The 25211-nt window shown below is 61.1% G+C and carries 27 protein-coding genes; 12 read left to right on the top strand and 15 right to left on the bottom strand.

Features of this window, described 5'->3' with window-relative positions; translation table 11 throughout:
• Nucleotides 1-13 precede the first annotated feature (13 nt).
• The 5 genes from AC1D2N_RS08960 to AC1D2N_RS08940 are packed head-to-tail and all read right to left on the bottom strand — an operon-like array spanning nucleotide 14 to nucleotide 4836.
• Entirely contained in the window at nucleotides 14-721 is a 708-nt protein-coding gene (locus tag AC1D2N_RS08960) for an amino acid ABC transporter permease (protein WP_018245130.1), read from the bottom strand.
• Nucleotides 722-776: 55 nt separating this feature from the next.
• Entirely contained in the window at nucleotides 777-1601 is an 825-nt protein-coding gene (locus AC1D2N_RS08955) for an amino acid ABC transporter substrate-binding protein (protein WP_130651865.1), read from the bottom strand.
• Between the two features lie 16 nt (nucleotides 1602-1617).
• Nucleotides 1618-2358 carry an amino acid ABC transporter ATP-binding protein gene (locus tag AC1D2N_RS08950; RefSeq protein WP_130651864.1) on the bottom strand — a complete coding sequence of 247 codons (741 nt, stop codon included), beginning with the start codon at nucleotides 2356-2358 and terminating at the stop codon, nucleotides 1618-1620.
• Nucleotides 2351-3841: an NAD(P)-binding domain-containing protein gene (locus tag AC1D2N_RS08945; RefSeq protein WP_130651863.1), complete on the bottom strand. Its 1491-nt coding sequence runs from the start codon at nucleotides 3839-3841 to the stop codon at nucleotides 2351-2353. Before AC1D2N_RS08945 ends, AC1D2N_RS08950 begins: the two co-directional genes overlap by 8 nt.
• Nucleotides 3838-4836, bottom strand: a complete 999-nt coding sequence (locus AC1D2N_RS08940; protein ID WP_130651862.1) for a LysR family transcriptional regulator — start codon at nucleotides 4834-4836, stop codon at nucleotides 3838-3840. The genes AC1D2N_RS08945 and AC1D2N_RS08940 overlap by 4 nt, the downstream gene beginning before the upstream one ends.
• A gap of 161 nt (nucleotides 4837-4997) precedes the next feature.
• Between AC1D2N_RS08940 and AC1D2N_RS08935 the strand changes: the two genes are divergently transcribed.
• Both AC1D2N_RS08935 and AC1D2N_RS08930 read left to right on the top strand, forming a co-directional pair.
• The gene (locus AC1D2N_RS08935; RefSeq protein WP_130651861.1) at nucleotides 4998-5480 is read left to right on the top strand and encodes a CMD domain-containing protein; all 483 of its coding nucleotides are present in this window, start codon (nucleotides 4998-5000) and stop codon (nucleotides 5478-5480) included.
• The gene (locus AC1D2N_RS08930; RefSeq protein WP_018449265.1) at nucleotides 5477-6052 is read left to right on the top strand and encodes a peroxidase-related enzyme; all 576 of its coding nucleotides are present in this window, start codon (nucleotides 5477-5479) and stop codon (nucleotides 6050-6052) included. The genes AC1D2N_RS08935 and AC1D2N_RS08930 overlap by 4 nt, the downstream gene beginning before the upstream one ends.
• Nucleotides 6053-6175: 123 nt before the next feature.
• Here the strand turns inward: AC1D2N_RS08930 and AC1D2N_RS08925 are convergent, their stop codons facing one another.
• The 9 genes from AC1D2N_RS08925 to AC1D2N_RS08885 form a co-directional block, all read right to left on the bottom strand.
• On the bottom strand, nucleotides 6176-6592 hold the full coding sequence (locus AC1D2N_RS08925; RefSeq protein WP_018449266.1) for an ester cyclase: 417 nt from the start codon (nucleotides 6590-6592) through the stop codon (nucleotides 6176-6178).
• A gap of 214 nt (nucleotides 6593-6806) precedes the next feature.
• Complete coding sequence (locus tag AC1D2N_RS08920) at nucleotides 6807-7643, bottom strand: SDR family NAD(P)-dependent oxidoreductase (protein ID WP_130651860.1); 837 nt, start codon at nucleotides 7641-7643, stop codon at nucleotides 6807-6809.
• 231 nt (nucleotides 7644-7874) lie between these two features.
• A complete protein-coding gene (locus tag AC1D2N_RS08915) occupies nucleotides 7875-8945 on the bottom strand; it encodes an alpha/beta hydrolase family protein (RefSeq protein WP_130728909.1) in 1071 nt (356 codons plus the stop codon).
• Between the two features lie 96 nt (nucleotides 8946-9041).
• Nucleotides 9042-9419, bottom strand: coding sequence for a DUF1330 domain-containing protein (locus tag AC1D2N_RS08910; RefSeq protein WP_018245121.1), 378 nt, complete (start codon nucleotides 9417-9419; stop codon nucleotides 9042-9044).
• Between the two features lie 35 nt (nucleotides 9420-9454).
• Nucleotides 9455-10294, bottom strand: a complete 840-nt coding sequence (locus tag AC1D2N_RS08905) for an SDR family oxidoreductase (RefSeq protein WP_130728908.1) — start codon at nucleotides 10292-10294, stop codon at nucleotides 9455-9457.
• Between the two features lie 92 nt (nucleotides 10295-10386).
• Nucleotides 10387-11103 carry a DUF4405 domain-containing protein gene (locus AC1D2N_RS08900; RefSeq protein ID WP_130651858.1) on the bottom strand — a complete coding sequence of 239 codons (717 nt, stop codon included), beginning with the start codon at nucleotides 11101-11103 and terminating at the stop codon, nucleotides 10387-10389.
• A complete protein-coding gene (locus tag AC1D2N_RS08895; RefSeq protein WP_018449271.1) occupies nucleotides 11100-11618 on the bottom strand; it encodes a cytochrome P460 family protein in 519 nt (172 codons plus the stop codon). The genes AC1D2N_RS08900 and AC1D2N_RS08895 overlap by 4 nt, the downstream gene beginning before the upstream one ends.
• A 213-nt stretch (nucleotides 11619-11831) precedes the next feature.
• Nucleotides 11832-13001, bottom strand: coding sequence for an aldo/keto reductase (locus AC1D2N_RS08890; RefSeq protein WP_130651857.1), 1170 nt, complete (start codon nucleotides 12999-13001; stop codon nucleotides 11832-11834).
• A gap of 188 nt (nucleotides 13002-13189) precedes the next feature.
• Entirely contained in the window at nucleotides 13190-14086 is an 897-nt protein-coding gene (locus AC1D2N_RS08885; protein ID WP_018449273.1) for a LysR family transcriptional regulator, read from the bottom strand.
• A gap of 117 nt (nucleotides 14087-14203) precedes the next feature.
• Between AC1D2N_RS08885 and AC1D2N_RS08880 the strand changes: the two genes are divergently transcribed.
• Nucleotides 14204-15340 (top strand): NADH-dependent flavin oxidoreductase, encoded by a 1137-nt coding sequence (locus tag AC1D2N_RS08880; RefSeq protein ID WP_130651856.1) that lies wholly within the window; start codon nucleotides 14204-14206, stop codon nucleotides 15338-15340.
• A 205-nt stretch (nucleotides 15341-15545) separates the two neighbouring features.
• On the opposite strand, the gene AC1D2N_RS08875 is transcribed toward AC1D2N_RS08880, so the two are convergent.
• Nucleotides 15546-16484, bottom strand: a complete 939-nt coding sequence (locus tag AC1D2N_RS08875) for a LysR family transcriptional regulator (protein WP_018449275.1) — start codon at nucleotides 16482-16484, stop codon at nucleotides 15546-15548.
• A gap of 98 nt (nucleotides 16485-16582) precedes the next feature.
• Here AC1D2N_RS08875 and AC1D2N_RS08870 point away from each other — a divergent pair, with 98 nt between their 5' ends.
• The 9 genes from AC1D2N_RS08870 to pcaD all read left to right on the top strand — a co-directional run bounded on the left by AC1D2N_RS08870 (nucleotide 16583) and on the right by pcaD (nucleotide 25202).
• Nucleotides 16583-17731 carry a muconate/chloromuconate family cycloisomerase gene (locus AC1D2N_RS08870; RefSeq protein ID WP_130651854.1) on the top strand — a complete coding sequence of 383 codons (1149 nt, stop codon included), beginning with the start codon at nucleotides 16583-16585 and terminating at the stop codon, nucleotides 17729-17731.
• Between the two features lie 11 nt (nucleotides 17732-17742).
• Nucleotides 17743-18033, top strand: a complete 291-nt coding sequence (catC, locus tag AC1D2N_RS08865; RefSeq protein WP_018245111.1) for a muconolactone Delta-isomerase — start codon at nucleotides 17743-17745, stop codon at nucleotides 18031-18033.
• Nucleotides 18034-18097: 64 nt separating this feature from the next.
• Complete coding sequence (gene catA / locus AC1D2N_RS08860; RefSeq protein ID WP_018245110.1) at nucleotides 18098-19036, top strand: catechol 1,2-dioxygenase; 939 nt, start codon at nucleotides 18098-18100, stop codon at nucleotides 19034-19036.
• A 106-nt stretch (nucleotides 19037-19142) separates the two neighbouring features.
• Complete coding sequence (locus tag AC1D2N_RS08855; RefSeq protein WP_130651853.1) at nucleotides 19143-20501, top strand: Rieske 2Fe-2S domain-containing protein; 1359 nt, start codon at nucleotides 19143-19145, stop codon at nucleotides 20499-20501.
• Nucleotides 20498-20986, top strand: coding sequence for a benzoate 1,2-dioxygenase small subunit (gene benB / locus AC1D2N_RS08850; protein ID WP_130651852.1), 489 nt, complete (start codon nucleotides 20498-20500; stop codon nucleotides 20984-20986). The genes AC1D2N_RS08855 and benB overlap by 4 nt, the downstream gene beginning before the upstream one ends.
• Before the next feature lie 41 nt (nucleotides 20987-21027).
• Nucleotides 21028-22056 (top strand): benzoate 1,2-dioxygenase electron transfer component BenC, encoded by a 1029-nt coding sequence (benC, locus tag AC1D2N_RS08845; RefSeq protein WP_130651851.1) that lies wholly within the window; start codon nucleotides 21028-21030, stop codon nucleotides 22054-22056.
• A complete protein-coding gene (benD, locus tag AC1D2N_RS08840; protein WP_130651850.1) occupies nucleotides 22053-22841 on the top strand; it encodes a benzoate diol dehydrogenase BenD in 789 nt (262 codons plus the stop codon). The genes benC and benD overlap by 4 nt, the downstream gene beginning before the upstream one ends.
• A 39-nt stretch (nucleotides 22842-22880) precedes the next feature.
• Nucleotides 22881-24215: an MFS transporter gene (locus tag AC1D2N_RS08835; protein ID WP_130651849.1), complete on the top strand. Its 1335-nt coding sequence runs from the start codon at nucleotides 22881-22883 to the stop codon at nucleotides 24213-24215.
• Between the two features lie 198 nt (nucleotides 24216-24413).
• On the top strand, nucleotides 24414-25202 hold the full coding sequence (pcaD, locus tag AC1D2N_RS08830; RefSeq protein ID WP_130651848.1) for a 3-oxoadipate enol-lactonase: 789 nt from the start codon (nucleotides 24414-24416) through the stop codon (nucleotides 25200-25202).
• The last annotated feature ends 9 nt before the right edge of the window (nucleotides 25203-25211 follow it).

Raw genomic sequence — 25211 nt, 5'->3', positions numbered from 1 at the left:
ACCTCCTATTCGATCAGACGCTTGCCATCATAGTGGCCTTGGCCGGTGCGGTATTGGGCGCGAACTTTGCGTTTCGCGTTTCGAAAAAGCGCACGACCATCCATGCCACGAGGCATAGCAGCGAATAGATCACCGCCAGCACAAGGTAGGTCTCGAACTGGTACTGATTGTAATCGCGCTCCATGACGAGATGGGCGGTCGCCATGACATCCGCGGCGCCGATGTACATCACGAGTGCGACGTTGTGGATGAGGTAGATGATCGAGTTGCCGTAGCCTGGCAGGGCGATGTGCACCGCCTGGGGTCCGACGACACGAAGGATCTTCTGAAGGAAGGTGTATCCGAGACTGTCGGCGGCGTCGTGCTGACCGCGTTCTACGGCGAGGTAGGCTGGCCGCAGAACCTCGGAAAGATAGCCTCCATGGTAGAGGCTGAGGCCGACGATCGCCGCGACATTCGGGGACACGAAGTCCTCGACCTCGAACAAGGCGACGACCAGCGGCAGTCCATAGAAGGCGACGAACAGTTGCAGCACGACGGGGACGCTCCGGGCATAGGACACGTAGAGGTCGGCCAGTTGGCTGAGAACCGGTATCCTGCGCACCCGGAACGTCGTCGCAATCAGCGCCAGCAGGAAGCCGGCGATCATGGCCGTGAACGTGATCGCAAGCGTCAGCGGCAATGCCTTGAGCAGCTCGGGGATCATGATGGAAAGGTCCACTTCGGAACACTCCTTGTTTCAAATTCAGCCTTGATCGTCGGCCCTGCCTTGGGCGTTACTTCATGTAGGTGGTGATGTCCTCGCCGAACCATTTCTGCGAGAGCTTGGCCAGCGTGCCGTCAGCCTTGAGCTCCTTCAGAGCCTTGTCGATGTCTGCGGAGAGCGCCTTGTTCTCCTCGGAGCGATGGATCAGTACGAAGGTGTTGTTGATCGCGACCGGCTCGCTTGCCTTAACGTTGAGCTTCTGCTGGTCGATGACCGTCTGCTCGCCGAGGTTCGACGGCAGAACCAGCGCGTCGTACTTGCCGTTCTCGACCTCTTTCAGGCGATCCGGATAGGGAATGCCGGCGCTGGAGGCGGTGATCTCGATCTTGAAGTCGGGGTTCTTTTCCTGCCAGGCAGTGGCGAACTTGTAGATGCCGCCGCCGGCCGTCACCGGCACGATCTTCTTGCCGACCAGATCCTTCATCTCGTTGATGCCGCTATCCTTGCGGCTGTAGATCTTGATCAGGCTGGCGCCGATCGGGCTCTCGGGAATGAGGAACTGCTTTTCGCGAGCGGGCGCCCGGTAGTAGCCGCCGGTCGCGATGTCGTACTTGCCGGTCGCAAGGCCGGTCTCCTGAGCGATGTCGGCAGCCCCCTCCATCTCAAATTTGTACTGGGGCAGCTTGGCGTTGATCGCCTTCAGGACGTCGGGTTCGTAACCCTGCGGCTCGACGCCGATGGCACCCCACGAGAGCGGCTTGGATTCGGCAGCGGTGGCGATCTTGATGGTGCGCATGTCCTCGGCATGCGATAGGCCCGCTGTTGCGAGGGCAAAGGCAACGCCGGCGACAGCGAGGCCGAAGGTGCGTCGGGAAGTCGACTTGATGGAAGACATGTCAGGCATCCTTTCTTTACTGGATGGAGTGTTCGGAATTCAGGAACTGGGCAAGGCGCGAATTGGAGGGCGTGTCGAAGATCTCGGCAGGGCTGCCCTGCGCTGCGACGACGCCCCGATCCATGAAGACGATGCGGTTCGAGATGTTCTTGGCGAACTGCATCTCGTGGGTGACGAGGAGCGAGGTGATGCCTGATGACGTGACGTCCCTGATCACCTTCAAAACCTCGCCGACGAGTTCGGGGTCGAGCGACGACGTCGGTTCGTCGAAGAGCATGACATCAGGCTTCACGGCCAGCGCACGCGCAATGCCGGTCCGCTGCAGCTGGCCGCCGGACAGCTGGGACGGGTAGCTGTCGATCTTGTTCGAAAGGCCCACTCGCTCAAGCTCCTGCAAGGCGATCGAACGCGCCTCGTCCTTCGACTTGCGCTGCACGACGACGAGCGGATCCATCACGTTCTGAATGACGGTCATGTTCTTGAAGACGTTGAACTGCTGGAAGACCATCGCTGTCCGCAGCCGGATCGCCTGGACCGCCGTGCTGTCCGGCTTCCGGTAGTCCATCCTGACCTGATCGAAGGCGATCGTGCCGGAAGCCGGCTTGGCCAGATAATTGATGCACTTCAGCAATGTTGTCTTGCCGGTGCCGCTGGGGCCGATGATCGACACCACGTCGCCGCGGTTCACCGAGAGATCGACGCCGTTCAGGACCTGGGTGTTGCCGTAGGACAGCTTTAGATCTTTGAGCTCAAGCATTTCGGGTCGGTGTCCTTTCGGCAGAGAGGTCGGAAAGCGTCGTGGTCTCGTCGTCGCTCCACTCGTCTCCGAGCAATTCGGGCGTGTCGAACGCCTGGAGATCGGCGAAATGACGCTCGCGGTCGGCGACGAACAACGCCCTGACGATGCCGCGGGCAAGCCGGTCGGCGCCTTCGCTGATCGCGGGAATATCGCCCGTGAGTTTGCCGTGGCTGAGCGTGGCGGGGAAATTGAAGCAGTGGATGCGGGCCAGCGCCGGGCAGGCGCCCGGCTCAGCCTCGAGGAACTCGAACGCGTCGCCGAGGTCCGGCGAGGTTTCAAGCTCGTCGTTTCGCATGTCCGCGGGCACGGGAAAGCGGTCGCGCCACAGACGGATATGCGATGCGACGGGGCCAAGTTCCGGCCGGTTCGTCAGGTCGACCTTGAAGCCGGTGCCGAAGATCAGGAAATCGACGGGATAGCTGCCTTTCGGCGTCGTCACGACGATATGATCGCCTTCCTGTTGCAGCCGGTTGATCGGGCTTGCGAGATGGAGATGGGCCTGCGGGAATGCGCTGACACGCAAGACGCTCGGACGCGGCGGCGGCGTCTGCGAGCGCATGGCGTAGTCGAGAAAGCGCCACTTCCAGTCATCCGGCAGGCCGGCGAAGCCGTGCACCACGCCCTGGCTGCCGATGCCGGTGAATTTGTTGATCCGTGGCAGGTCGGTCCTGCGCACGAACAGGTCAAGCCGGGCGGCGCCTGCCTCGAGCGCGGTGGCGGCGTTGTCCATCGCCGAGGCGCCGGCGCCGACGACGCCAACCCGCTTGCCGCGCAATGCGGTGAAATCGATTTCGTCGGCGGTGTGAGCCCAGAACTTGCGATCGACGTCATCGGCCATCGGCGGCACGAAGGGGCCGCCCAGGCCGTCGCGGCCCGTCGCCAGCACCACATGGCGCGCGATCATCGTTTCGGTCCGGCCATCGTGACGGCAGACGACATCGAGCAGGCCGTCGGCGCGCGGACGAATGGCCTCGACGGCGACCCCATTGCGCACCGGCAGGTCAAGCACGCGCCGGTACCAGACGAGGTAGTCCATCCATGTCTGACGCGGCGCCCTGTCGAGCGCGACCCAGGCATCGCGGCCATGACTCGCCTCGTAATAGGCGCGGAACGTCAGCGCCGGCAGGCCCATCGCAGGCCCGGTCAGTTGCTTGGGAGAGCGTAGGGTTCGCATCCTGGCGAAGGTGACCCACGGCCCCTCGCCTCCGGCAGGCGCCTTGTCGAGAACGACGTGGTTGGCAACGCCGAGCCGCTTCAGCATGGCGGAGGCCACGAGCCCGGCCATGCCCGCACCGATGATCACGACGTCGACGACCCCTTGGCCATCGACGACGCGGGGCGGAACCCAGGATTTGGCCGGCAGTTCCAGCCAGGCAAGGTCCTGCCGCAGGCGTGCCTCGAGGGCCTCGAGACTGTTCGGAAACGTCGAGAGGTCGCTCATGACGGCACCTCCTCGGTCATCGGGTTACCGCCGTAGACGGTGTCGGCCAGTGCTTCGACGCCGCCTGCGTCATGCAGCCGGCACCCGGGCATCGCCAGGGCCACCGCGCGCGCCGCATCGATGACGGCGGCGACCGTCGGGGTCAGCGGCATCGCGGCAGGCGAGATGGCGCCGAACAGGAAGGGGATGGTGTGGTCAAGGACGCGCATCACGATCCCCTCGAGCGGAACGCCGCAGACGGTTGCCGGCTCGACGATGGCCGCTCCCAGTCCGGCCCGAACCATGGTGAGCGCCGTCAGCGAGGCGTTGACGTCGATCATCTGTTGCAGCGCGACGCCTGCCCGTTCCAAAGCCTCGTCGATGCGGTGCCGAAGGCGATAGGGATTGGCGAGCGTGATGATGCGGCGCTCGGCGAGATCGGAAAGACGCACCACGTCATTGCTGGCGAGTGGGTCGTTGGCGGCGAGCGCAACGACACAGGGCGCTTCGGCAATCCAGTGCACGTCGAGGCCGGGATGTTCCAGCGGCAGGCTTGATATGCCGAAGTCCGCCGAGCGGGCGAGCACCGCCTGCACGACGTTCTCTGCCGCCAGCGCCTGCACATGGAGATGACGCGGTATCAGGTCCGGCGCGACGGCTGCGATCGCCTGGGGTAGAACGCCGGCCGCAAGTGAAGGCGTGGCCGCGATCGTCAGCGACGGCGGCTCGCCGAGACCGATGGCGTTCGCCCGCTCGCGGATGTGGGCAAGGCTGGCAAGATGGCGTTCCACCTCGGCATGAAAGAGCAGACCGCGCACGGTCGGGCTGATGCGCGGACCGCTTCGGTGCAAAAGCGCATAACCGATATCGGCTTCCAGATCCTGGATCAGCCGCGTGACCGCTGGCTGCGATCGTCCCAGCAGCCTTGCCGCCCCGGTCACGCTGCCGGCGGACATCACCGCTGCGAAGGCTTCAAGTTGCCTTATATCGAAAGAGTTAGAATGCATAGTGGACATCAAACACTCTCCTTCATGTCAGTAAAGCATGACAATTCTCATTTGACGACTGGCAGTAGATAAAAAATTCACATCGAATTCTGTTTATCATTCCAGTTTGACATAATGAGGCGTCAGGCCTACCTAGGGCTTATGTCCTTTGACGTCTTGAGGAGCTTGTTTTGACACTCATCGAAACTCTTGCCTCCGTGAGCCCGGGTTCAGCCCTTGCGGAAGCCATGGGGAAACGCGCGGAAATCCTGCGCCTCAGTGAAGCGGCCCACGACGCCGTGCTTCTGCCACGCGATCCCGGCGGACTGTCGCACGGCCTGAGGGCCGCGCTCGCCGCCCGCATGGCGCGCCACAACCGCAGCCCGGCGCTCGCAAGCCACTACGACACGCTCGTTGCCCGCGCCGGCGAACCGGCGACAGTCTTGCTCGCCGAGCCGGGCACGAATGTGACGGACCCACGGACTGCGGAGATCGTTCGTCATGCCGACCGGCTGACGCTCGCGCCGCGCGATGCCACGCGTGCCCATGTCGAGGCATTGGGTCAGGTCGGCGTCACCGACGCCGACATCGTCCGGCTCGCGGAGCTTGCGGCTTTCGTCAATTACCAGGTGCGGGTTCTCGCCGGCCTGAAGCTGCTGGGAGAAATGCGATGAGCGAGGTCGTCCACACCTTCACCACCACGGTGCCGCGCTGGCAGCCCTATGTCGTTCCGGTCGATTTCGCGACCGCCACCGACGAGCAGCATGCAGCGATGCAGACGACGCCGTCGAACAAGGGCATCTCGCCCTATGTGCTGACCCTGGCGCACGACCCCGAGACACTCGCGGTCCGCTCGCCGCTGTTCAACCTGATCATGTACGGCAAGGACGGACTGGCGGGGAGCGAGCGCGAACTGGGCGCGGTCGCGGCCTCCGTCGTCAACCGCTGCGTCTACTGCGCGGCCGTCCATGCCTCCCGGTTCAACAATCTGACAAAACGCACCGATGTCATCGAAGCCGTATTCGCCGATGGTCTCGAAGCGACGCTCGACGAGCACCTGCAGGCAATCTTCGACTTTTCAGCCCGACTGTCGACGACGCCGCCCGAGGCGGTCGCGGCCGACGCGCAGTCGCTGGCGGACGTCGGGCTCGACGAGTTGGAGGCTCTCGATCTCGTCCTCTCATCGGCCATCTTCGGCTGGGCGAACCGCCTGATGCATACGCTCGGCGAGCCGATGCGGGACTAAAGCACGTCACGATCGCGCTGGAACTGGCCGACCGGAGCGAGCCGATCGCACACGTGAAAAGGGCGACCGAATGGCCGCCCTTCATCTTTCAGGAATGAGCGCTCAGAGCTGCTCAGCCCCGCACTAACCCGCGACCGCGCCGATTTGTTGCAACAAGCTCAGCAAGTCGGGTTGACCACGCTCTTCGACAAATTTTCCATCAGCCAGACGGTAGAAGTTCACGGCCTGGACCGTGATCGACTTACCAGTCGGCTCAACGCCGAGGAACGGACCCTGGTGCGTGCCGCGCATTGTGAAGCGCGCGGCTATCTTATCGTCTTCAGCGATGATTTCTTCCAAAGTCCATTGGATGTCGGGAAAGCCGCCTCGCATCATTCCAATGATCTCGAGGTAACCATCCGGGCCGCGCAGAGGCTCTTGCCGCCCAGGGACATGGAAAATCGCCTCCGGAGCAATCAACTCCGCGGCGAGTTGTTCGCTAGCTGTATTTATAAACTCGACAAACCGGCGCATTGCCATTTTGTTGCGTTCCATTGCCATTCCTGTTCTCCTTCAAGCACTGTTTCAAGCTGGATGGTTGCGATCGATCGACGATGAGTTTCGGCTTGTCGAAACGGCGGCGGTGAATTTCATGCGGCGCTCTGGGGAAATCGGCGGGCATGAAAAGCGGGATCCGCGAGACCACCTGACGATAGCGCCGCGTCTTTTCGGAGTGTCGTCATGGTTCCTTGCCACGGCCACCCCACTCTTATCCTCAGAAGGAACCATCTGTCGACTTGGACAATTGCTCGTATGCGCGCAGCGCGTCGAGCTGTCCTTCGAGGGTCGGCTGGTAGGCCGCAAGAGCATCGCTTCCAGCCAGAAATTGCTTTGGCGGATTTTCCATGCCGACGAACTTTACAAGGACGTCGGCCAGCTTTGCGGGATCACCACCCTGTTTGCCATTGTAGCCTGACCACATGTCTTCAGCGCTGCCTTCGGCGGCGTAGTCCTCGATGGTGCTGGCGGCGTACTTCGCATTCTGGGCGTCGAGCAGGTCTGTCCGGAAGAAGCCAGGTGCGACGGCGGTGATCTTGATGCCGAATTGTTCGACTTCCTGAGCAACCGCTTGCGAGAGGCCTTCAACCGCGAATTTCGAGGCGCTGTATGCCCCGCAGTGCTTGAAGCCGACGATCCCGGCAAGCGAACTGATGTTGATGATCCGGCCCGACCGCTGCTTGCGCATGACCGGAAGAACCGCGCGCATCGCATACATGACCCCGTAGAAATTGGTCGACATCAGCCCTTCGATTTCGGCGGTGCCCAACTCTTCGAAGTTGCCGAGCAGGCTGTAGCCCGCATTGTTGAGCAGAACGTCGATGCGACCGAACGCCTTCACAGCTTCGTCTACCGCAGTTCTGGCCTGTTCCTCATTGGCGACGTCCAGCTGGACGAATAGAAGGCGGTCGCCTGCGACGTCGCTCAGGGCATTGCGTACCTTGTCGAGGTTGCGGCCGGTCGCGACGACGCGGTCGCCAGCCCTCAGGGCCGCTTTGGCACTGGCAGCACCGATACCGCTGCCTGCACCCGTGATAAACCAAACCTTGCTCATATCTCACTCCTGTTCCTGATGAACCGGAGGATAGATCGCCTAGCGAGGCACGATTAGATGGTATTATCGGCATGAACCTAGAAATGAGCTTTATGAATGCGCCGGGAGAACGGACATGCTGACGTCCCGCTCCCAATCAAACCCGCTGGTGTTCAATCCTCCTTGTGAAGGAGGATTGAACCATCCCGTCCCAAAGGACGGGATCCTGCTTAAAGTGGGAGACGTCTGCGTCTAGGCGACGTTGATGTGAGTGGCGAACCAGTCCAGCACCAGTTGCGGGTTCTTCGCGAAATAATTGTAGCCTTGGAAACGCTGGTCCGTGCCTTCTATCCAGAAAAGCTTCTTGTCCTTTGAGGAAATCGTGTCGTAGATCTCCTGAACATTAGACGGCTTGGTCAAGAAGTCGTCGCGGACCTGCGCGACCAATGTCGGAACCGTGACGGACTTGGCATATTCCATCGGCCAGACGTCTGAGAGATGATAGCCGGTCCGCTTGTAGTAGGCGGCATCAAACAGCTCGACACCGTTGGCGATTTTTTGATTTTCCATCGCTGTCTGGACAAAGACGGCAGGCGTTACCGGCTGCAGCGCAATCATCGCCTTGATGTGGCTGAACTCTTCCGGGTGCTTGTGCATGCCGACGATGGTAGAGTTGGCGCCCAGGCAACGGCTGTAGAGGGCCGTCTTCATGTCCTTGGTGTCGGGCCGCGATTTGGCGTAACGCAGCGATCCGATCACGTCACGATATTCCAGCGTACCATGGGCATTGATGCCACCGCTTCCGGTGCCGCTGCGGCCATGGTTGCGCATGTCATAGGTGATGATGCTGTAACCTGCGTCATGCAGGATCTTGTATTCCGGCAGGAAGTTCACCTCGAAGCCGCCAAAGTCCTGCCAGGGCGCCATATGCCCCGGATAGCCGTAGCGATTGCAGGGCATCGGGTGGTTCATGATGAGCAACTTGTCGGAGCCGGCGGCTGGAATGAACCAGCCCTCGATCGTGATGCCGTCCATCGCCGGGAAGAAGATTTCCTCATAATCCATGCCGTATTCGTTCGGCCACCGCAGAACCGGTGTGCGCGTCGAATGCGCCATCAGGTCGGCCATGCCGTTGATGAACGCTTCGGAGTTTGCATCCGGCGCTGTCGCAGCCGTCGCCGCCTTGGTATCTGCGGCCTGCGCACTGGTCGCGGCCGCTGCCATGAGAGGCAGCGTCGCGAGTGCCGCACTGGCTTTCAGAAGTTGGCGGCGGCTGTTGAAAGCACCTTCCGGTGAAACGATCGTGTCAGTTTGCTTGGCCATATCAGGCTCCTGTTTGCTTGAGACGTTGCGTTATCGGGACAATGGAGGCAGAGGGCACCGGATAGGGGTGTCGGCACCCTCTGCCACTGTCCGCGTTCACTGCTTGGGAGGAACGAAGCCTTCGGTGATGATGACCGAGCCTTCGGTCGACGCGACGCGAAATTTCCGCGCGGCCGTGTACTGCGGAGAATTGTAGAAGCGCTGCGCGTCAGCCACGCTTGGGAACTCGGCGATGGCCATGACCTTTTTCGGTTCGCCTTCCACCGCCGTCGCATTCAGATTGAACACGATGATCTTGCCGCCGAATTTCGGAGCGAGCGGACCGGCCTCTTCCATATATTTGTTGTAGCCGGCCTGATCCTTGATCGTATAATTCGCAATCATGTAGCCGGGGGCCTGCGAATCCTGGGCAAAGGCGGTCGTGGTGAGGGTCAAGGCGATGGCGGCAGCCACACCGAAAGCGATCTTCTTCATTGTGTCGGGTCCTTTGGTTTTTGAGTTGAGGATGATCAGAGAGATCCGTCCGTTGATCTGGACAGCTCGTCATGGGTTCGCATGTCGCTGAGACGGCTTTCTATGCCGGGCGCGATCATGGCGATCGCATCCGTTCCGGCGACGAATATCTTCGGCGGATTTTCCATGGCGGCGACGGTGACGACGGCCGCGCCGAGCTTGTCGGGATCGCCAGGTTGCACGCCATGGAAGCTCGACCAGGTGGCCTCGGATGTTGCATCGCCGGCATAGTCTTCGATGCCGCTTCGGGGAACGTAACGAACATTCTGGCTGTCCAGCAGATCCGTGCGGAAGGCTCCGGGTTCGACGGTCGTGAACTTGACGCCGAATGGCTCGACCTCGATCCCGACGGAAAACGCCAGACCCTCGATCGCGAACTTGGTGGCGGAATAGGCACCGCAGTGTTTCAGGCCGATGACGCCGGCTGCGGCGCCGATGTTGATGATGTGACCCGACCGCTGCCTGCGCATGACCGGAAGCACGGCGCGCACGACATGCACAACGCCATAGAAATTGGTGGCAAACTGGGCTTCGATCTGGGGAAGGCTCTGCTCTTCGAAGTTGCCGAGCAGGCAATAGCCGGCATTGTTGACCGCGACGTCGATGCGTCCGAACCGCGCGACGGCGTCTTCTGCAGCAGCCTTGACCTGTGCTTCGCTGGTCACGTCCAACTTGATGAACGCAAGATCGTCACCAGCAACGTCGCGCAAGGCATCACGGGCCTTGTCGAGATTTCTGGAGGTGGCAACGACCTTGTCGCCAGCCTTCAATGCCGCTCTGGCGACCCCGGCGCCGATGCCGCTGCTCACGCCTGTGATGAACCAAACTTTGCTCACGCTTAACTCCCTGTTTCGACAGACAGGAAGATAGATGCGCTCGGTCTATTTGATTAGAATGCATAATTTGCATGAAGCTAGAAAGCGGGTTTCTAAATAGACCCGCGTTCAACTGCTTTATGGCCGACAGTACGCGTCCGGCGCTTTCGGCCCCTGATCAGCTTCAGGCCATAGTGGGTGATAAACACGAAAAGCCCAATGATCGCTATGTGATGCAGGAAAAAGGCCGGCGTCGCAGTCTGGAAATCCGAGAAGTCGAAGCTCATTTGCATGAACAATTTTGATCCGACATCGATCGTGAGCAAGCCCTGAACGCCATAGACGGCGATGGTGATGGCGACCACACGCAAAACAAGCGTCCGCAGTCTGCCCTCGGCCGTCATGCCGAACCTGCTGCTCACCACGCCGATGATCATCGACCAGTGCAGACCCAGGTGAATGGAAGCCATGAGCAGCGCCAGATAAGCCGCCGACGCGTGGATCTGGCGCAAGGTGAAGGTGCCGGTCAAAGACAGGAAGCCAAAGACGGTCTGTGAGATGATTATGCTGGTTACCAGCAAGGTCAGCATGGTGATCAGCAGCGAGAGATTGATCACCCTGGCGACGATACCGCGCGGCTCGCGCCAGCCCTGCGTGATCATGCCGTACCAACGGCGATTGAAAATGTTGTGGCTGATCAGCAGCAGGAACATGCCTGTGCCGATTATCTCGTGTGCCGCATTGCCGAGCCAGTTGTAAGCCAGAGCGGCCAGCAACAGGCCGGCCGCCAAGACATCGAGGATCAACCGCAAGAGAAACAGCGGCTTCAAGGGACGTAAGCCCGCATTCTGTCGGTCGTGAACATGAAGTCATTATCTGCCTGAGACCCGTGGCACGATTGGCATCGCTCGGCGAACGCGGTCCGACTGACCTGCATGTTGGTATCGAACTGCTGAAAATGCCAGTCTCCGGTGCGCTGCTCCTCCGGGACGCTGAGACCCCAGTCCACACCTTTCTCCATGACGAAATAGCCGGTGAGCTTGTAGTCAGCCCAGATGCCCAGGACCAATTGCGTGCCGGGCGGCAGCGGTCGGCCGGACTTCGCGATCTCCAAAGTTTCGCGCGTTGCAAACGCCTCCTCCCTGGAAGAGCCACGGTCGTAGGTCGCATAGTGGACATACTCATCGAAATTCTTTGGGAAGGTTGCTCGGTTTCCGGTTGCCTGCGCCATTGCCGAAGAACTGAATGGGCCGAAGACGCTGAAGACGATAGCGGCCACGGTCACGACAAGACGTTGGATTGCGGCGAATGGTTCATTGGATTTTTTGGATCTGGCGTCAGCCATAGAGGATTCCCTTGGTTTGCCGGAGCGGGATTTGACACAGACAATCGACGACACCGTAGTCCGGCGAAGCCGATCAGATTAGGCGGTGGTATTTGCATGGGCTTAGAAAGCGGGCTTCTTAATCCGGCAATTGCTGCAGCAATTCAAAGTGCTGCAGCGTCGCGCGTCTGAAAAACGCGCGGCGCCTGGAGGTCGGAAAGATCGCGACGCGCTTTAGGTTGTTTGGTCAACCAGACCCATTTGCATTTCGTTCATGCGTCCGCCATGCACGGTCAGTGCCGCGAGGGCAGTCCCGAACGCGCGGAGGTCGTCAGGCGTCAGTTCGACCCGAAGTGCACCCAGGTTCTCATTCAGATGATCGATATTGCGCGTGCCTGGGATAGGAACGATGAACGACTTCTGCGCCAGCAGCCACGCCAGGGCAATCTGAGAGGGTGTTGCCCCCTTCTTTTCGCCGAACTGCTTCAACAACGCGACGAACGGCATATTGGCTGCCAGGTTTTCAGGGCTGAAGCGATCGAATGTCGAGCGGAGATCGGTCTTCGGGTCGAACCTTGTGCTCGCGTCGATTTTCCCTGTGAGATAACCCATTCCCATGGGACCCCACGGGACAAAGCCGATGCCAAGCTCCTCACATGCAGCGAGAACGCCATTGCGTTCCGGGCTCCTTTCCATCACGGAGTATTCGGTCTGGACCGCCGTCACAGGCTGGATGGCATGTGCCCGGCGAATCGTCCCGGCGCTCGGCTCGGAGAGACCGAAGTGCAGAACCTTGCCTTCCTGGATCAGCTCCCTGATCGCACCAGCCACATCTTCGATCGGTACGTTGGGGTCGACGCGATGCTGATAGAAGAGATCGATGCGATCGGTCTTCAGGCGTTTGAGCGAAGCCTCCGCCACCTGCTTGATCCGTTCCGGACGACTGTTCAGCCCGGCCGTACCGTCAATTGCGAAGCCGAACTTGGTGGCGATTTTCACCTGATCGCGTATCGGTGCCAACGCCGCCCCAACAAGCTCTTCGCTCGTATACGGCCCATAGACTTCGGCGGTATCAAAAAATGTAACGCCTTTTTCGTGGGCGGCGCGGATGGTCTCGATGCCTTGGGCTGTCGAGGCGGCCGGCCCATAATTGGCGCTGATGCTCATGCATCCAGCTCCCATTTCCGAGACTTCCAGTGTTCCGAGTTTCCGGGTTTTCATCTGGGCTTGTCCTGCCTGGGGAGTGCTTTTGGTTGCCTGGGGCTGATCCGACGAAGCGGCCCAGGCCGGCGATGCGACGGTCAACATTGCCCCGGCGAGCGCCGAGTTGATCAAGAAGTCGCGGCGAGCAACACCCGGATGCTCGTTGGCATTGGAACCCGCATTTGGCTTGTTTTTGTCCATAGGTCGTCTCCTGAACTTTAGCGGCAGAGCCGTCTTTTCATCGAAGGAGGGACGAGCCGTGGCGATCTCGATCACCTCGCCGGCACAGTGATTTTGCGCCCGTCCTCGTGAGGTGAGATAAGCAGCGCAGCACCAGCGATTAGGCCCCATTTTCTGCATGGGGTTAGAAATGGGATTGATGAATGCCGTTACGGTCCCCGGTAACGGAGTGCCTCGACCAGGAGGGAGAAGGCCGGGGTGTGTTGCCGCCGGCTTGGATAATAGAGGTGATAGCCCGGGAATGGCGGACACCAGTCTTCCAGAACTCGGATCAAACGTCCCTCGGCCACATGGTGAGAAACCTGACTTTCGAAGACATAAACAAGCCCCAGTCCATCGAGGGCCGCGTTTTCCAGCATCTCATTGTCATTGAGAATAAGCGATCCGCTGACGCGCGCCTCCAGCTCGATGCCGTCGCGCTCGAACTCCCAGGCGTAGAGACCGCCTCCCCTGCTCTGCCGATAGCTTACGCAAGCGTGACTGTTCAGGTCACGTGGGGTTTCCGGGCGCTTACGGTTGGCAAAATAAGAGGGCGATCCGACAACCGCCATTCGAACCTCGGGGCTCACCCGCACCGAGACCATGTCCTTCTCGACCTGTTCGCCGAGCCGTATGCCCGCGTCAAATCGGCCAGCGACAATGTCCGTGAGCCCTTCGTCGACATTGATCTCAACGACGATGTCCGGATACTCGGGCGCGAGCTTCAGCAATGCGGGCCAGAGCACCATCCGGGCGGCATGCCGAAAGGTGGTGATGCGAATCGTGCCTGCGGGCTTGTCGCGAAGGGCAGTGAGCGCGGCAATCTCGCTGTCGATGTGATCAAATGCGGGACGCAGGCTGTGAAACAGCCGTTCTCCCGCCTCTGTCGTCGAAAGGCTGCGCGTCGTCCGTGAAATCAACCGCACATCCAGACGTCGCTCGAGCATTCGAACAGCATAGCTGAGTGCGGACTGAGAGAGGCCAAGCTTCGCGGCCGCGCGCGTGAAACTTCCCTCCTCCACGACGGTGATGAATGCCGCCAGCTCGCTGAAATCACCTTTTCTCATTCATAAACCCCATTTCTAAGTTCATGCAGATTATAGCGGCTAATCGGCATGCCTGTCCTCCATTATTTAGTTGCTCGACACCGCATGCTGTTGGAGCGGTGCGAGGACGACGAGATCATGAGCAAGACACAACCGAAACTCTTCGACGCGTTCGCTTTCGCCAAGGGGATCACCCTTCGCAACCGGATTGTCATGGCCCCCATGACGACATGGTCGGGCAATGAGGACGGAACGGTCTCTGAGGAAGAGGTCGCGTATTACCGTCGCAGAGCAAAGGACGTCGGCCTGGTGATTACCGGTTGCACCCACGTGATGCCGAATGGCGTCGGCTTCACGGGCGAGTTTGCTTCTTGCGACGATAGCTTCACGCCGAGCCTGCGCCGGCTGGCAGGGGCGGCCAAGAGTGGCGGCGCGCCGGCGATCCTCCAGATCTTCCATGCAGGCAACAAAGCCGTGCCCGAACTGGTTCCAGGGGGCGAGATCGTCAGCGCGAGCGCCGTCAAGGCTGCTGCGGGTGCATTCAACAATGGCAACATGACAGCGCGCGCGCTGACTCACGATGAAATCCGGGATGTCGTGGCTGCTTTCGGCGAGGCCACACGCCGCGCAATCGAGGCAGGCTTCGACGGCATCGAGTTGCATGGGGCGCACGGGTTCCTGATTCAGAATTTCTTCTCACCGCTATCTAACCAGCGAGAGGACCAATGGGGCGGTTCGCTGGAGAACCGGATGCGCTTTCCGCTCGCCGTCGCTCAAGAGGTAAAGCGGATCATCGATACGCACGCGAAGCGCCCCTTTCTGCTCGGCTACCGGATCTCGCCTGAGGAATCTGGTGAAGGCGGCCTTCGGCTCAGTGACACCTACGAACTGATTGATCGCCTCGTCGTCGCCGGTGTGGACTACATGCACGTGTCGCTCTCGAGCGTGCTTCATGCCAAACCTATCCACGATGCCGGCGGCCGTTCCATCGCTGAGCTCATTGCCGAGCGCGTCGAGGGCCGTATACCCGTCATCGCCGCCGGCCAAATCAGAAAACCCGATGAGGCCGAAAGGGCCCTCGAATTTGGCCTGTCGCTCGTCGCCGTCGGCCAGGGGCTGGTGATGAATCCGGAATGGGTTGAACTCGCCCAGAACCAAAGAAGTCATGAAATCGACATTGCGCTAAGCCCACTCACGGTTTCGGAGATCGCGCTTCCAGGCAAACTCTGGAGCATTATTCGTGCCACGGCGGGCTGGTTCGAAATCCGAACTTAACCTTGCGAAGCGAGGCCGGACAGAATGGAAGATATCGCACGCTGGCTGGCAAATGACGCGCCTCATAACGGCGTCAAGGAACTGTTTGCCGCCTTCTGCCAACAGATCGTTCGGTCCGGCATGCCAGTCGGGCGCGCCTCCCTGGGGCTCGAAGTGCTGCACCCGGAAGTGAGTGGATGGCAGCAGGCCGAAGCGCAGGCCTGCCTCAACTCTCGAGCGCGTCCAGACGGACATTGGAGAGCTGGAGCCAGGGAGGATTGTCGGCATACATTTCGCGGATAATCTGCTTTATCGATTCGATCCGGCCGCCGGCTTCGTTGCGCCGGTAGCTCATGATGATGGGTGAGGTCGCCCTCTCGTCGGCAATCATGCGATAGCAGACATCGTCCGGTCGCTGGCGCTGCGAGGCCGCGGGAATGATGCACAGGCCGGCGCCGGCTGCGACCATGCCCAGCGCCGTCTGGATTTCGCGAACCTCCTCGACATGTCCGGGATTGACGTTGATCTCGCCGAGCAGGTTCAGCGTCTCGTCCGCAAAGCTTGGCCGGGGCGTCGAGGGATAGATGATCAGGGATTCCCCCTCCAGCTCGCAAAGCCCTATGGGCTCCTTGGCGATGGATTTGGCATGGCTCTTCGGGAAGGCGACGACAAGCCGCTCCTCTCGGAGCGTCAGCCGTTCGACTTCCCTGTCGTTGAAGCGCACCCTGCCGAAACCCAGATCGATGCGTCGCTCCTTGAGCGCCGTCACCTGTTCCGTCGACATCATTTCCCGGATCTCGATATCGAGATCAGGCCAGCGCTGCCGCATGCGCCTGACGAGATCCGGCATACCTCCATAGAGGGTGGAGCCGACGCAGCCGATGACGAACCGTTCGCGCTGGGCCTTTCCTATTCTCTGGGTCTGATCACGGATATGCTCGAGCCGGGCCATGATCTGCGAGGCCTGATCGAAGAAGAACCGTCCCGCCTCCGTCAAGCTCAACGGCCGCTTGGACCTGTCGATCAGGTTGACGCCCAGTTCTTCCTCCAGCTGCTGGATTTGCCGGCTGAGCGGTGGCTGCGCGATGTGGAGAATTTCCGCCGCGCGCGAGAAATTGCGCTCGGTGGCGACCGCCACGAAGTAGCGGAGTTGGCGCAGCTCCATTCCTATTATACCTCCCAGGTATAGATTCCGACTTATATGGTCTTGGACCTTACCTTAAACGAGGGCTAACCTTCCTGCAAATAAAGGGAGGAAGCGCGGTGCGTGCGGAAATTCGGATCGTTTCCATCGAGGCTACTATACTCGATCTGCCGACTATCCGGCCGCACACGCTCTCGATGGTCACCATGAACCGCCAGAGCATGACGATCGTGCGTGTTCGCTGCTCCGATGGGATCGAAGGCCTGGGTGAAGGCACGACCATTGGCGGACTTGCCTACGGACCGGAGAGCCCGGAAGGCATGAAACTCACGATCGACGAATATATCGCGCCCCTGCTCCTCGGCTGCGATCCGACGCGCGTACAGGCGACGATGGATCGCGTCCGGAAGGCGGTAAAGGGCAATCACTTTGCCAAATGCGCCGTCGAATCCGCGTTGCTGGATTGCCAAGCCCGCCGCCTCGGCGTGCCGATGTCGGAACTGCTCGGCGGCCGACGTCGTGAGAAACTGCCGGTTGCCTGGACGCTCGCATCCGGAGATACCGCAAAGGACATCGATGAGGCGCAGGCGCTGCTCGACCGACGTCGCCACAAGGACTTCAAACTGAAGATCGGCGTCAAGTCGATCAAGGAGGATATCCGCCACGTGGCTGCCATACGCAAGGCGCTGCCGGACATGGCCTCGGTTCGTGTCGACGTGAACATGGCCTGGCGGGAGCGCGAGGCGCGCAATGCGATTGCGGCACTCAGCGATGCGGGTTGCGTATTGGTCGAGCAGCCGGTGGGCGGCGTCGCGCCGCTTGCCCGGCTGACGCGAGTGTCACCGATCGCGATGATGGCCGATGAAGTGCTTGTCGGTCCCGAAAGCGCACTCGAAGCGGTGACGGCGCACGCAGCCGACGTATTCTCGATCAAGATCGAGCAGGCGGGCGGCCTGTTCGCCGCCGCCAAGGTCATCGCCATCGCCGAGACGGCCGGCATCGGTGTCTATGGCGGCACCATGCTCGAAGGGCCGATCGGCACGATCGCTGCCGCGCAGTTGATGGCCGGCGTGAAGGATCTGCAATGGGGCACGGAGTTCTTTGGTCCGCTGCTGCTGACGGAAGAGATCCTCGCCACGCCCTTGGATTACAGCGATTTCGAACTGACCGTTCCCCAGGGACCGGGACTGGGGATCGAACTGGACGAGGATCGTGTGGCGTTCTTTGTTCGAGGCAGGATGCGCAAGACGATCAGCATTGCCGGATAAGGGAGGCGACCATGCTTTTCCATGTGAGGATGGATGTGAATATTCCCCATGATCTCCCCTCGGCGGAGGCGGCGGAGATCATCGCTCGGGAAAAGGCCTATTCGCACGAACTGCAGCGCAGCCGCAAATGGCGGCATATCTGGCGCATCGCCGGTGAATACGCGAACTACAGCATCTTCGACGTGAAGGACAATACGGAGCTGCACGAGATCCTGTCGGGGCTGCCATTGTTCAAGTTCATGGACATCGAAGTAACGCCGCTGCTGCGGCATCCCTCGGCGATCCGCGAGGACGATACCTAGCGCCGTGTTCGGCGCGGGAACGGGAGCCGCATCGACTTTCTGAACAATGCAAGAGGAGGAAAAAATGAGCGTGAAGATTTTCGGCAGGCCCGACATTCAGGATTTTCTGAGCGTCCTGAGCGGCCTCGACAAGGACGGCGGCAATCCGCGCGTCAAACTCATCGTCCATCGGATCATGTCCGACCTGTTCAAGGCGATCGATGATCTCGACATCACCCCCGACGAATACTGGACCGGCATTGCCTGGCTCAATGAGATCGGCGCCGCCGGCCAGGCCGGCCTGATCTCGCCCGGTCTCGGTCTCGATCATTTCCTCGACGAACGCCTCGACGCGATCGATGAGGCGCTCGGCATCGAAAACCCGACGCCGCGCACGATCGAGGGGCCGCTCTATGTGGCCGGCGCACCGGTCAGTCATGGCTTTGCCCGTCTCGATGACGGCACCGACGCCAATGGTCACACACTGATCATGCACGGCACCGTGTATGGTTCTGACGGCAAGCCGCAGCCGGGTGCGACTGTCGAAGTCTGGCATTGTGACACCCGCGGGTTCTATTCACACTTCGACCCGACCGGCAAGCAGGCGCCGTTCAACATGCGCCGCACGATCGTGACCGACGAAAAGGGCTGTTACAAATTCCAGAGCATCGTGCCGCACGGATATGGCGTGCCACCGGGCAGCCCGACGGAACAGTTGCTTTCCGCCCTCGGCCGCCATGGCCAGCGCCCGGCGCATATCCACCTCTTCATCAGCGCCGACGGCCATCGCAAGCTGACGACCCAGATCAACATCGAAGGCGATCCGCTGGTCAATGATGATTTTGCCTATGCGACGCGAGACGGCCTGGTTCCGGCCGTGATCGAGCGCAGCGACGAGGCCAGCATCAAGGCCAATGGTCTGAGCGGCCCGTTCGCCGAGATCACGTTCGACATCCATCTGACCGCTCTGGTGGATGGCATCGACAACCAGATCAACGAACAGCGCAAACGCGCCGCCGCGTAAACGGCAAGGGCGGCGGCTGAATAGCCGCCAGCCCGCATATCATCGTCATCATCGACACTGTTGCAAGGGTTGCGCCGGTTACCGCGCACTTTGCGGGAGAGAAGCCATGTCTGCGATCATCGACAAAGCAAGAGAACTCGATCATCTGCTCGCCACTGCCGTGCAGGACGACAAGGAAGCCGGTCTATTCCGTTGCCGCCGGGACATCTTCACCGACGAAGACCTCTTTGAGCTGGAGATAAAGCATATCTTCGAAGGCAACTGGGTTTATCTGGCCCATGAGAGTCAAATCCCAGAGAACAACGATTATTACACGACCTATATCGGCCGGCAGCCGGTCGTCATCACCCGCGACAAGAACGGTGAACTGCACGCGGTCATCAACGCCTGTGCCCACCGTGGCGCGATGCTGTGCCGCCGCAAGCACGGCAACAAGGGCAGCTTCACCTGCCCCTTCCACGGCTGGACCTTTTCCAACGCCGGCAAGCTGCTCAAGGTCAAGGACGAGAAGACCACCCAGTATCCGCCTCAGTTCGCGCAGAACGGTTCGCACGACCTCAAGCGCGTTCCCCGGTTCGAGAATTATCGGGGCTTTCTGTTCGGCAGCCTGAATGATGCGGTCGCGACGCTCGAGGACTATCTCGGCGAGACGAAGGTTATCATCGACCAGATCGTCGACCAGGCGCCGAACGGGCTTGAAGTGCTGCGGGGCAATTCGTCCTACATCTACGACGGAAACTGGAAGCTGCAGATGGAAAACGGCTGCGACGGCTATCACGTCAGCTCCGTCCACTGGAACTATGCCGCGACGATGGGGCGGCGCAAGGAAGAGGGCACGAAGGCGGTCGACGCCAACAGCTGGAGCCGTTCGGTCGCGGGTGTCTATGGTTTCGAGAACGGTCACATCCTGCTGTGGACCAACACCATGAACCCCGAGGTGCGTCCGGTCTACGACCAGCGAGACGAGATCGCGGCGCGCGTCGGTGCCGAGAAGGCGAATTTCATCGTCAACCAGACCCGCAACCTCTGCCTTTACCCGAATGTATTCCTGATGGACCAGTTCAGCACGCAGATCCGCGTGACCCGCCCGATCAGTGTCGACAAGACCGAAATCAACATCTTCTGCTTTGCGCCGAAGGGCGAAAGCGAGGCTGATCGCCAGCTCCGTATCCGCCAATATGAAGATTTCTTCAACGTGTCCGGCATGGGCACGGCCGACGATTTGGAGGAATTCCGCGCCTGCCAGGCCGGCTATGCCGGCACCGCAGCGCTCTGGAACGACCTGTCGCGGGGCGCGCCGCTGTGGATCGACGGTCCGGACGAAAACGCCAAGCAGATGGGCATCGAGCCGCTGCTGTCCGGCGAGCGCAGCGAGGACGAAGGCCTGTTCGTCCGCCAGCACGAGTACTGGGCCAAGGTGATGCGCCAGGCGCTGTCCGCTGAAAAGAACGGAGTTGTCGCATGACCATTTCCTATGACGCCATCTGCGCGTTCTTCTATCGGGAAGCGCGGCTCCTGGACGATCGCGAGTGGGACGAATGGCTGACCTGCTATGCACCCGACGTGACCTACTGGATGCCGGCCTGGGATGACGACGACCGGATTACCGAAGACCCGCAGTCGCAGATTTCGCTGATCTACTATCCAAACCGCGACGGCCTGGAAGACCGGGTATTCCGCATCAAGACCGAGCGCTCCGGCGCTTCCACGCCGGAACCGCGCACGAGCCACAATGTCACCAATCTCGAAGTGCTGGCGCATCGGGGCGACGAAGTCGACGTGCGCTACAACTTCCACACGTTGAACCATCGCTACAAGGTGACCGACCACTTCTTCGGCACCATGTTCGCCACGCTGCGCAAGGACGACGACGCACTGCTGATCGCGCGCAAGAAGATCGTGTTGAAGAACGACTACATCCGCCAGGTTATCGACGTCTATCACGTTTGACAGGTGTCGTCGGCCGGCAGGGGATTGATGAGGAGGGCTCCATGGCCAGCTACAGGATCGCATTGAACTTCGAGGACGGGGTCACCCGGTTCGTCGAATGCAAGGACGGCGAGAAGGTTCTCGATGCCGCCTTCCGCAACAAGATCAACCTGCCGATGGATTGCTCCGACGGCGTGTGCGGGACCTGCAAATGTCGCGCCGAAAGCGGCTTCTACGATCTCGGCGACGACTATATCGATGACGCGCTGACGGCCGACGAGGCGGAGCGCGGCCTCGTGCTGACCTGCCAGATGAAGCCGACGTCGGACTGCGTCATCGCCGTGCCGACGACATCGGCGGCCTGCAAAACCGGGCAGCAGAAATTCGCCGCCACCGTGGCGAAGGTGACGCCGCACAACGATGCGGCGATCGTATTGGAACTGGACGTGGACACTGGGGCGTCTCCCTCGTTCCTGGCCGGCCAGTATGTCAACATCGATGTGCCGGCCAGCGGCCAGAGCCGTTCCTATTCGTTCAGCACGGCGCCCGGCGAGCAACGCATCGGCTTCCTGATCAAGAAGATCCCGGGTGGGTTGATGAGCAGCTGGCTCGCCGACGCACAGGCCGGCGACAGGCTCAATCTGACCGGCCCGCTCGGCAGCTTTTATCTGCGGGATGTGCGCAGGCCGCTTTTGTTTTTAGCCGGAGGCACCGGCCTTGCACCGTTCCTCTCGATGCTGGAGGTTCTTGCCCGCGCTGGATCGGAACAGAAAATCCATCTGATCTATGGCGTGACGCGCGATCTCGATCTGGTTCTCGTCGACGAGATCGCGGCCTATGCCACGCGCCTGCCCAACTTCAGCTTCACCACGGTGGTGGCCGAGGAGGCCTCGAGCCATCCGCGTAAGGGATGGGTTACGCAACATATGCCGGCCGAGCTGCTTCATGGCGGCGATGTCGACGTCTATCTCTGCGGCCCCCCGCCGATGGTCGATGCGGTGCGCAAGCATTTCGACGACAACGGCGTGAAGCCCAACAGCTTCCAATACGAAAAGTTCACGCCCAATGCGGCGGCGAAGGAGGCTGCATGAGCGCGCCGCGCTTCGCCGGTCGGTTTGACGGCAAGGTGCTGGTCGTCACCGGCGCCGCGCAGGGCATCGGCCGCGCCGTGGCCATCCGCGCCGCGGCAGAGGGTGGCAGGGTGCTGTTCGTCGACCGAGCCGATTTCGTGACGGAGATTGCAGCCGAAGCCAGGGACGCCGAAACCGCCGCCTTCAATGCCGATCTCGAGAGCTATGAAGGGGCGGCTTCGGCGATGCGCTTCGCCGAGCAACGCTTCGGTGGCATCGACATCCTGATCAACAATGTCGGCGGCGCCATCCGGATGCGCCCCTTTGCGGAATTCGGATCGCAGCAGATCGACGCGGAGATCCGCCGCTCGCTGATGCCGACACTCTATTGCTGCCACGCCGTCCTGCCGCATCTGTTCGCGCGCGGCGGCGGTACCATCGTCAACGTATCGTCGAATGCAACGCGCGGCATCCATCGTGTGCCTTATTCGGCAGCCAAGGGCGGCGTGAACGCCATCACCCAGTCGCTTGCCATGGAACTGGCGGAGCGCAACATCCGCGTGGTCGCCACCGCACCAGGCGGCACGGAAGCGCCGCCGCGTCGGATTCCGCGCAATGTCGCGGGCGATACGGACGCGGAGAAGGCCTGGATGACCGACGTCGTCGACCAGGTGAAACAATCCAGTTTCATGAAGCGGTACGGGACCATCGAGGAACAGGTAGCGCCAATCCTGTTCCTCGCCTCGGATGAAGCGTCCTACGTCACCGGCAGCGTGCTGCCGGTGGCCGGGGGCGATACCGGCTGACATCTCAATACTGACTGCGTAGAAACTCAGGGAGGAGCCATGATGCGCACTATCGATGTGAATGAAGCGATAGACAACAATCCATTCGGAAGGTTTCAGTGGTCGGTGGTGGCGCTCTGCGCGGTGCTGCTGATCGTCGACGGTTATGACGTCTTCGTCGCCGGCACCGTGCTGCCGACGCTGATTGCGGAATGGGGCCTGACCAAACCGCAGGCCGGCGCGCTGCAGGCCTGGGCGCTGTTCGGGATGATGTTTGGCGCCCTGGCTTTTGGCTCCCTGGCTGACAAGATCGGGCGCAAGAAGGGCATTGCGATCAGCTTCGTGCTGTTCACTGCTTCCACCCTTCTGACCGGTTTCGCCAGTTCGCCCGACCAGTTCAAAATCTTTCGCTTCATCGCCGGTCTCGGCTGCGGCGGACTGATGCCCAACGCGGTGGCGCTTATGAACGAATATGCCCCCAAGCGCCTCCGCAGCACCATCGTCGCGCTGATGTTCTCCGGCTACTCGGTCGGCGGCATGGTTGCCGCCGGGCTCGGCATCGGCATGATCCCGCAATATGGCTGGAAGCCCATGTTCTTCATCGCCGCCCTGCCGTTGCTGATGCTGCCGCTGGTGCTCTGGAAGTTGCCCGAATCCCTTGGCTTTCTGATCCGCCAGGGGCAGCAGGAGAAAGCCAGACGGATCTATGCGAAGATCGATCCGTCTGCCCGCCTTGGCAACGACGACATGCTGGTCTTCACCGAATCCAAGGGTGCGTCCGCATCGGTCGCCGAACTGTTCCGCCACCAGCGCACGTTGCGCACGCTGATGCTCTGGGTGGCGTTCTTCTGCTGCCTGCTGCTTGTTTATCTGCTGTCGTCGTGGCTGCCGAAAGTGCTGCAGGAGGCCGGCTATGCCGAAAGAGCGAGCCTCGTGAGCCTGTTCTCGCTCAATTTTGGCGGCATGGTCGGGGCCATCGCCGGCGGTTGGCTGGGCGACCGGTTCGGCCTGCCGAAGGTTGTCGTCGGCTTCTTCGTGGCTGCCGCCCTGTCGATCGCGTTGATTGGTTTCAACCTGCCGGCTGGGCTGCTGTTCCTGACGATCTTCATCGCCGGTGCCACCACCATCGGCACGCAGATCCTGCTCTATGCGAGCGTCGCGCAGCTCTATAACCTCTCCGTCCGGTCGACGGGGCTGGGCTGGGCTTCCGGTGTGGGGCGTATCGGCGCCATTGTCGGTCCGACCCTCGGCGGTGTGCTTCTGGCCCAACAGCTGCCGCTGCAGCAGAACTTCCTGATCTTCGCGATCCCCGCGGCCGTCTCGGCGCTCGCCATGCTGGTCTTCGCGATCAGCAACGCCCGCCGCGTCGACGCCGTTCTGCTCGCTGCAGCATAAGGGTCGGCACGCTGACCGGCGGGCGGACAGAACATACCCGCAGGTCAGCGTCATGCTTCCGCCGATGGCCATCCCGATGTGGCCGTCGGCGCCTTCGCGTCGCGACTGCGGCGACCTTCGTCATCGGGATAGCAGGGTTCGGCCGGATCGTCGGGACATTGCCTCCAGCCATTTTCAAAAACCGAAAGTCGTCAAGCCATGCCCTATCTCGATCTCGCAAGCCACCGCCTGCACTATCGCATCGACGGCGACAGGAGTGCGGCCGGCAAACCGTGGCTCATGTTCTGCAATTCGCTCGGAACCGACCTGCACATGTGGGATGCGCAGGCGGCCGCATTGTCGCAGCACTATCGCGTGCTGCGTTATGACCGCCGCGGCCACGGCCTGTCGTCGGCCCCGCCGCCGCCCTATGCGCTGTCAGACCTCGGCAATGATGTCCTTGCGCTGCTCGATGCGCTGGAGATAGAGCGGACGCATTTCTGCGGTCTGTCGATCGGCGGCCTGACCGGACAGTGGCTGGGCATTCATGCCGGACAACGTCTGGACAAAATTCTTTTGTGTGCGACGTCCGCCAAGATCGGCACCGCCGAAAGCTGGGGCGCGCGCATGGCGGCCGTGCGGGAATACGGCCTTGGCGGGCTCACCGCTGCCGCCGCAGAACGCTGGTTCACCCCGGCGTTCAACGCCAGCCAGCCCGGCATGGTGCGCGACATTCTCGACCGTTTCACCGCGACAAGGGTTGATGGCTATATTGGCTGCTGCGCGGCGCTGGCCAACACTGATTTGCAGCAAGACATCGCACGGATCGCCAACCCCTTGCTTGCCGTCTCCGGTGAAGAAGACCCGGTATGTCCGCCGTCCGATTTGGAGTGCATCGCCGTTCGTGTGCGGCAGGGCCGTCATCTGTCCTTGCCTGGGCGGCATATCGTCAACCTGGAGTCGGCATCGGCGTTCAATGCTGCACTGAGCGAGTTTCTCGACGATTGATAGTTCGGA

Source organism: Rhizobium sp. P1_B8, assembly GCF_056406515.1.
This window is presented reverse-complemented; position numbering and strand designations above follow the sequence as displayed.

Coding starts and splice junctions, on each gene's coding strand:
- AC1D2N_RS08955 (WP_130651865.1), bottom strand. CDS start 1,601: ATGTCTTCCATCAAGTCGACTTCCCGACGCACCTTCGGCCTCGCTGTC.
- AC1D2N_RS08950 (WP_130651864.1), bottom strand. CDS start 2,358: ATGCTTGAGCTCAAAGATCTAAAGCTGTCCTACGGCAACACCCAGGTC.
- AC1D2N_RS08945 (WP_130651863.1), bottom strand. CDS start 3,841: ATGAGCGACCTCTCGACGTTTCCGAACAGTCTCGAGGCCCTCGAGGCA.
- AC1D2N_RS08940 (WP_130651862.1), bottom strand. CDS start 4,836: ATGTCCACTATGCATTCTAACTCTTTCGATATAAGGCAACTTGAAGCC.
- AC1D2N_RS08930 (WP_018449265.1), top strand. CDS start 5,477: ATGAGCGAGGTCGTCCACACCTTCACCACCACGGTGCCGCGCTGGCAG.
- AC1D2N_RS08925 (WP_018449266.1), bottom strand. CDS start 6,592: ATGGCAATGGAACGCAACAAAATGGCAATGCGCCGGTTTGTCGAGTTT.
- AC1D2N_RS08920 (WP_130651860.1), bottom strand. CDS start 7,643: ATGAGCAAGGTTTGGTTTATCACGGGTGCAGGCAGCGGTATCGGTGCT.
- AC1D2N_RS08915 (WP_130728909.1), bottom strand. CDS start 8,945: ATGGCCAAGCAAACTGACACGATCGTTTCACCGGAAGGTGCTTTCAAC.
- AC1D2N_RS08910 (WP_018245121.1), bottom strand. CDS start 9,419: ATGAAGAAGATCGCTTTCGGTGTGGCTGCCGCCATCGCCTTGACCCTC.
- AC1D2N_RS08895 (WP_018449271.1), bottom strand. CDS start 11,618: ATGGCTGACGCCAGATCCAAAAAATCCAATGAACCATTCGCCGCAATC.
- AC1D2N_RS08890 (WP_130651857.1), bottom strand. CDS start 13,001: ATGGACAAAAACAAGCCAAATGCGGGTTCCAATGCCAACGAGCATCCG.
- AC1D2N_RS08885 (WP_018449273.1), bottom strand. CDS start 14,086: ATGAGAAAAGGTGATTTCAGCGAGCTGGCGGCATTCATCACCGTCGTG.
- AC1D2N_RS08880 (WP_130651856.1), top strand. CDS start 14,204: ATGAGCAAGACACAACCGAAACTCTTCGACGCGTTCGCTTTCGCCAAG.
- AC1D2N_RS08875 (WP_018449275.1), bottom strand. CDS start 16,484: ATGGAGCTGCGCCAACTCCGCTACTTCGTGGCGGTCGCCACCGAGCGC.
- catC (WP_018245111.1), top strand. CDS start 17,743: ATGCTTTTCCATGTGAGGATGGATGTGAATATTCCCCATGATCTCCCC.
- catA (WP_018245110.1), top strand. CDS start 18,098: ATGAGCGTGAAGATTTTCGGCAGGCCCGACATTCAGGATTTTCTGAGC.
- AC1D2N_RS08855 (WP_130651853.1), top strand. CDS start 19,143: ATGTCTGCGATCATCGACAAAGCAAGAGAACTCGATCATCTGCTCGCC.
- benB (WP_130651852.1), top strand. CDS start 20,498: ATGACCATTTCCTATGACGCCATCTGCGCGTTCTTCTATCGGGAAGCG.
- benC (WP_130651851.1), top strand. CDS start 21,028: ATGGCCAGCTACAGGATCGCATTGAACTTCGAGGACGGGGTCACCCGG.
- benD (WP_130651850.1), top strand. CDS start 22,053: ATGAGCGCGCCGCGCTTCGCCGGTCGGTTTGACGGCAAGGTGCTGGTC.
- AC1D2N_RS08835 (WP_130651849.1), top strand. CDS start 22,881: ATGATGCGCACTATCGATGTGAATGAAGCGATAGACAACAATCCATTC.
- pcaD (WP_130651848.1), top strand. CDS start 24,414: ATGCCCTATCTCGATCTCGCAAGCCACCGCCTGCACTATCGCATCGAC.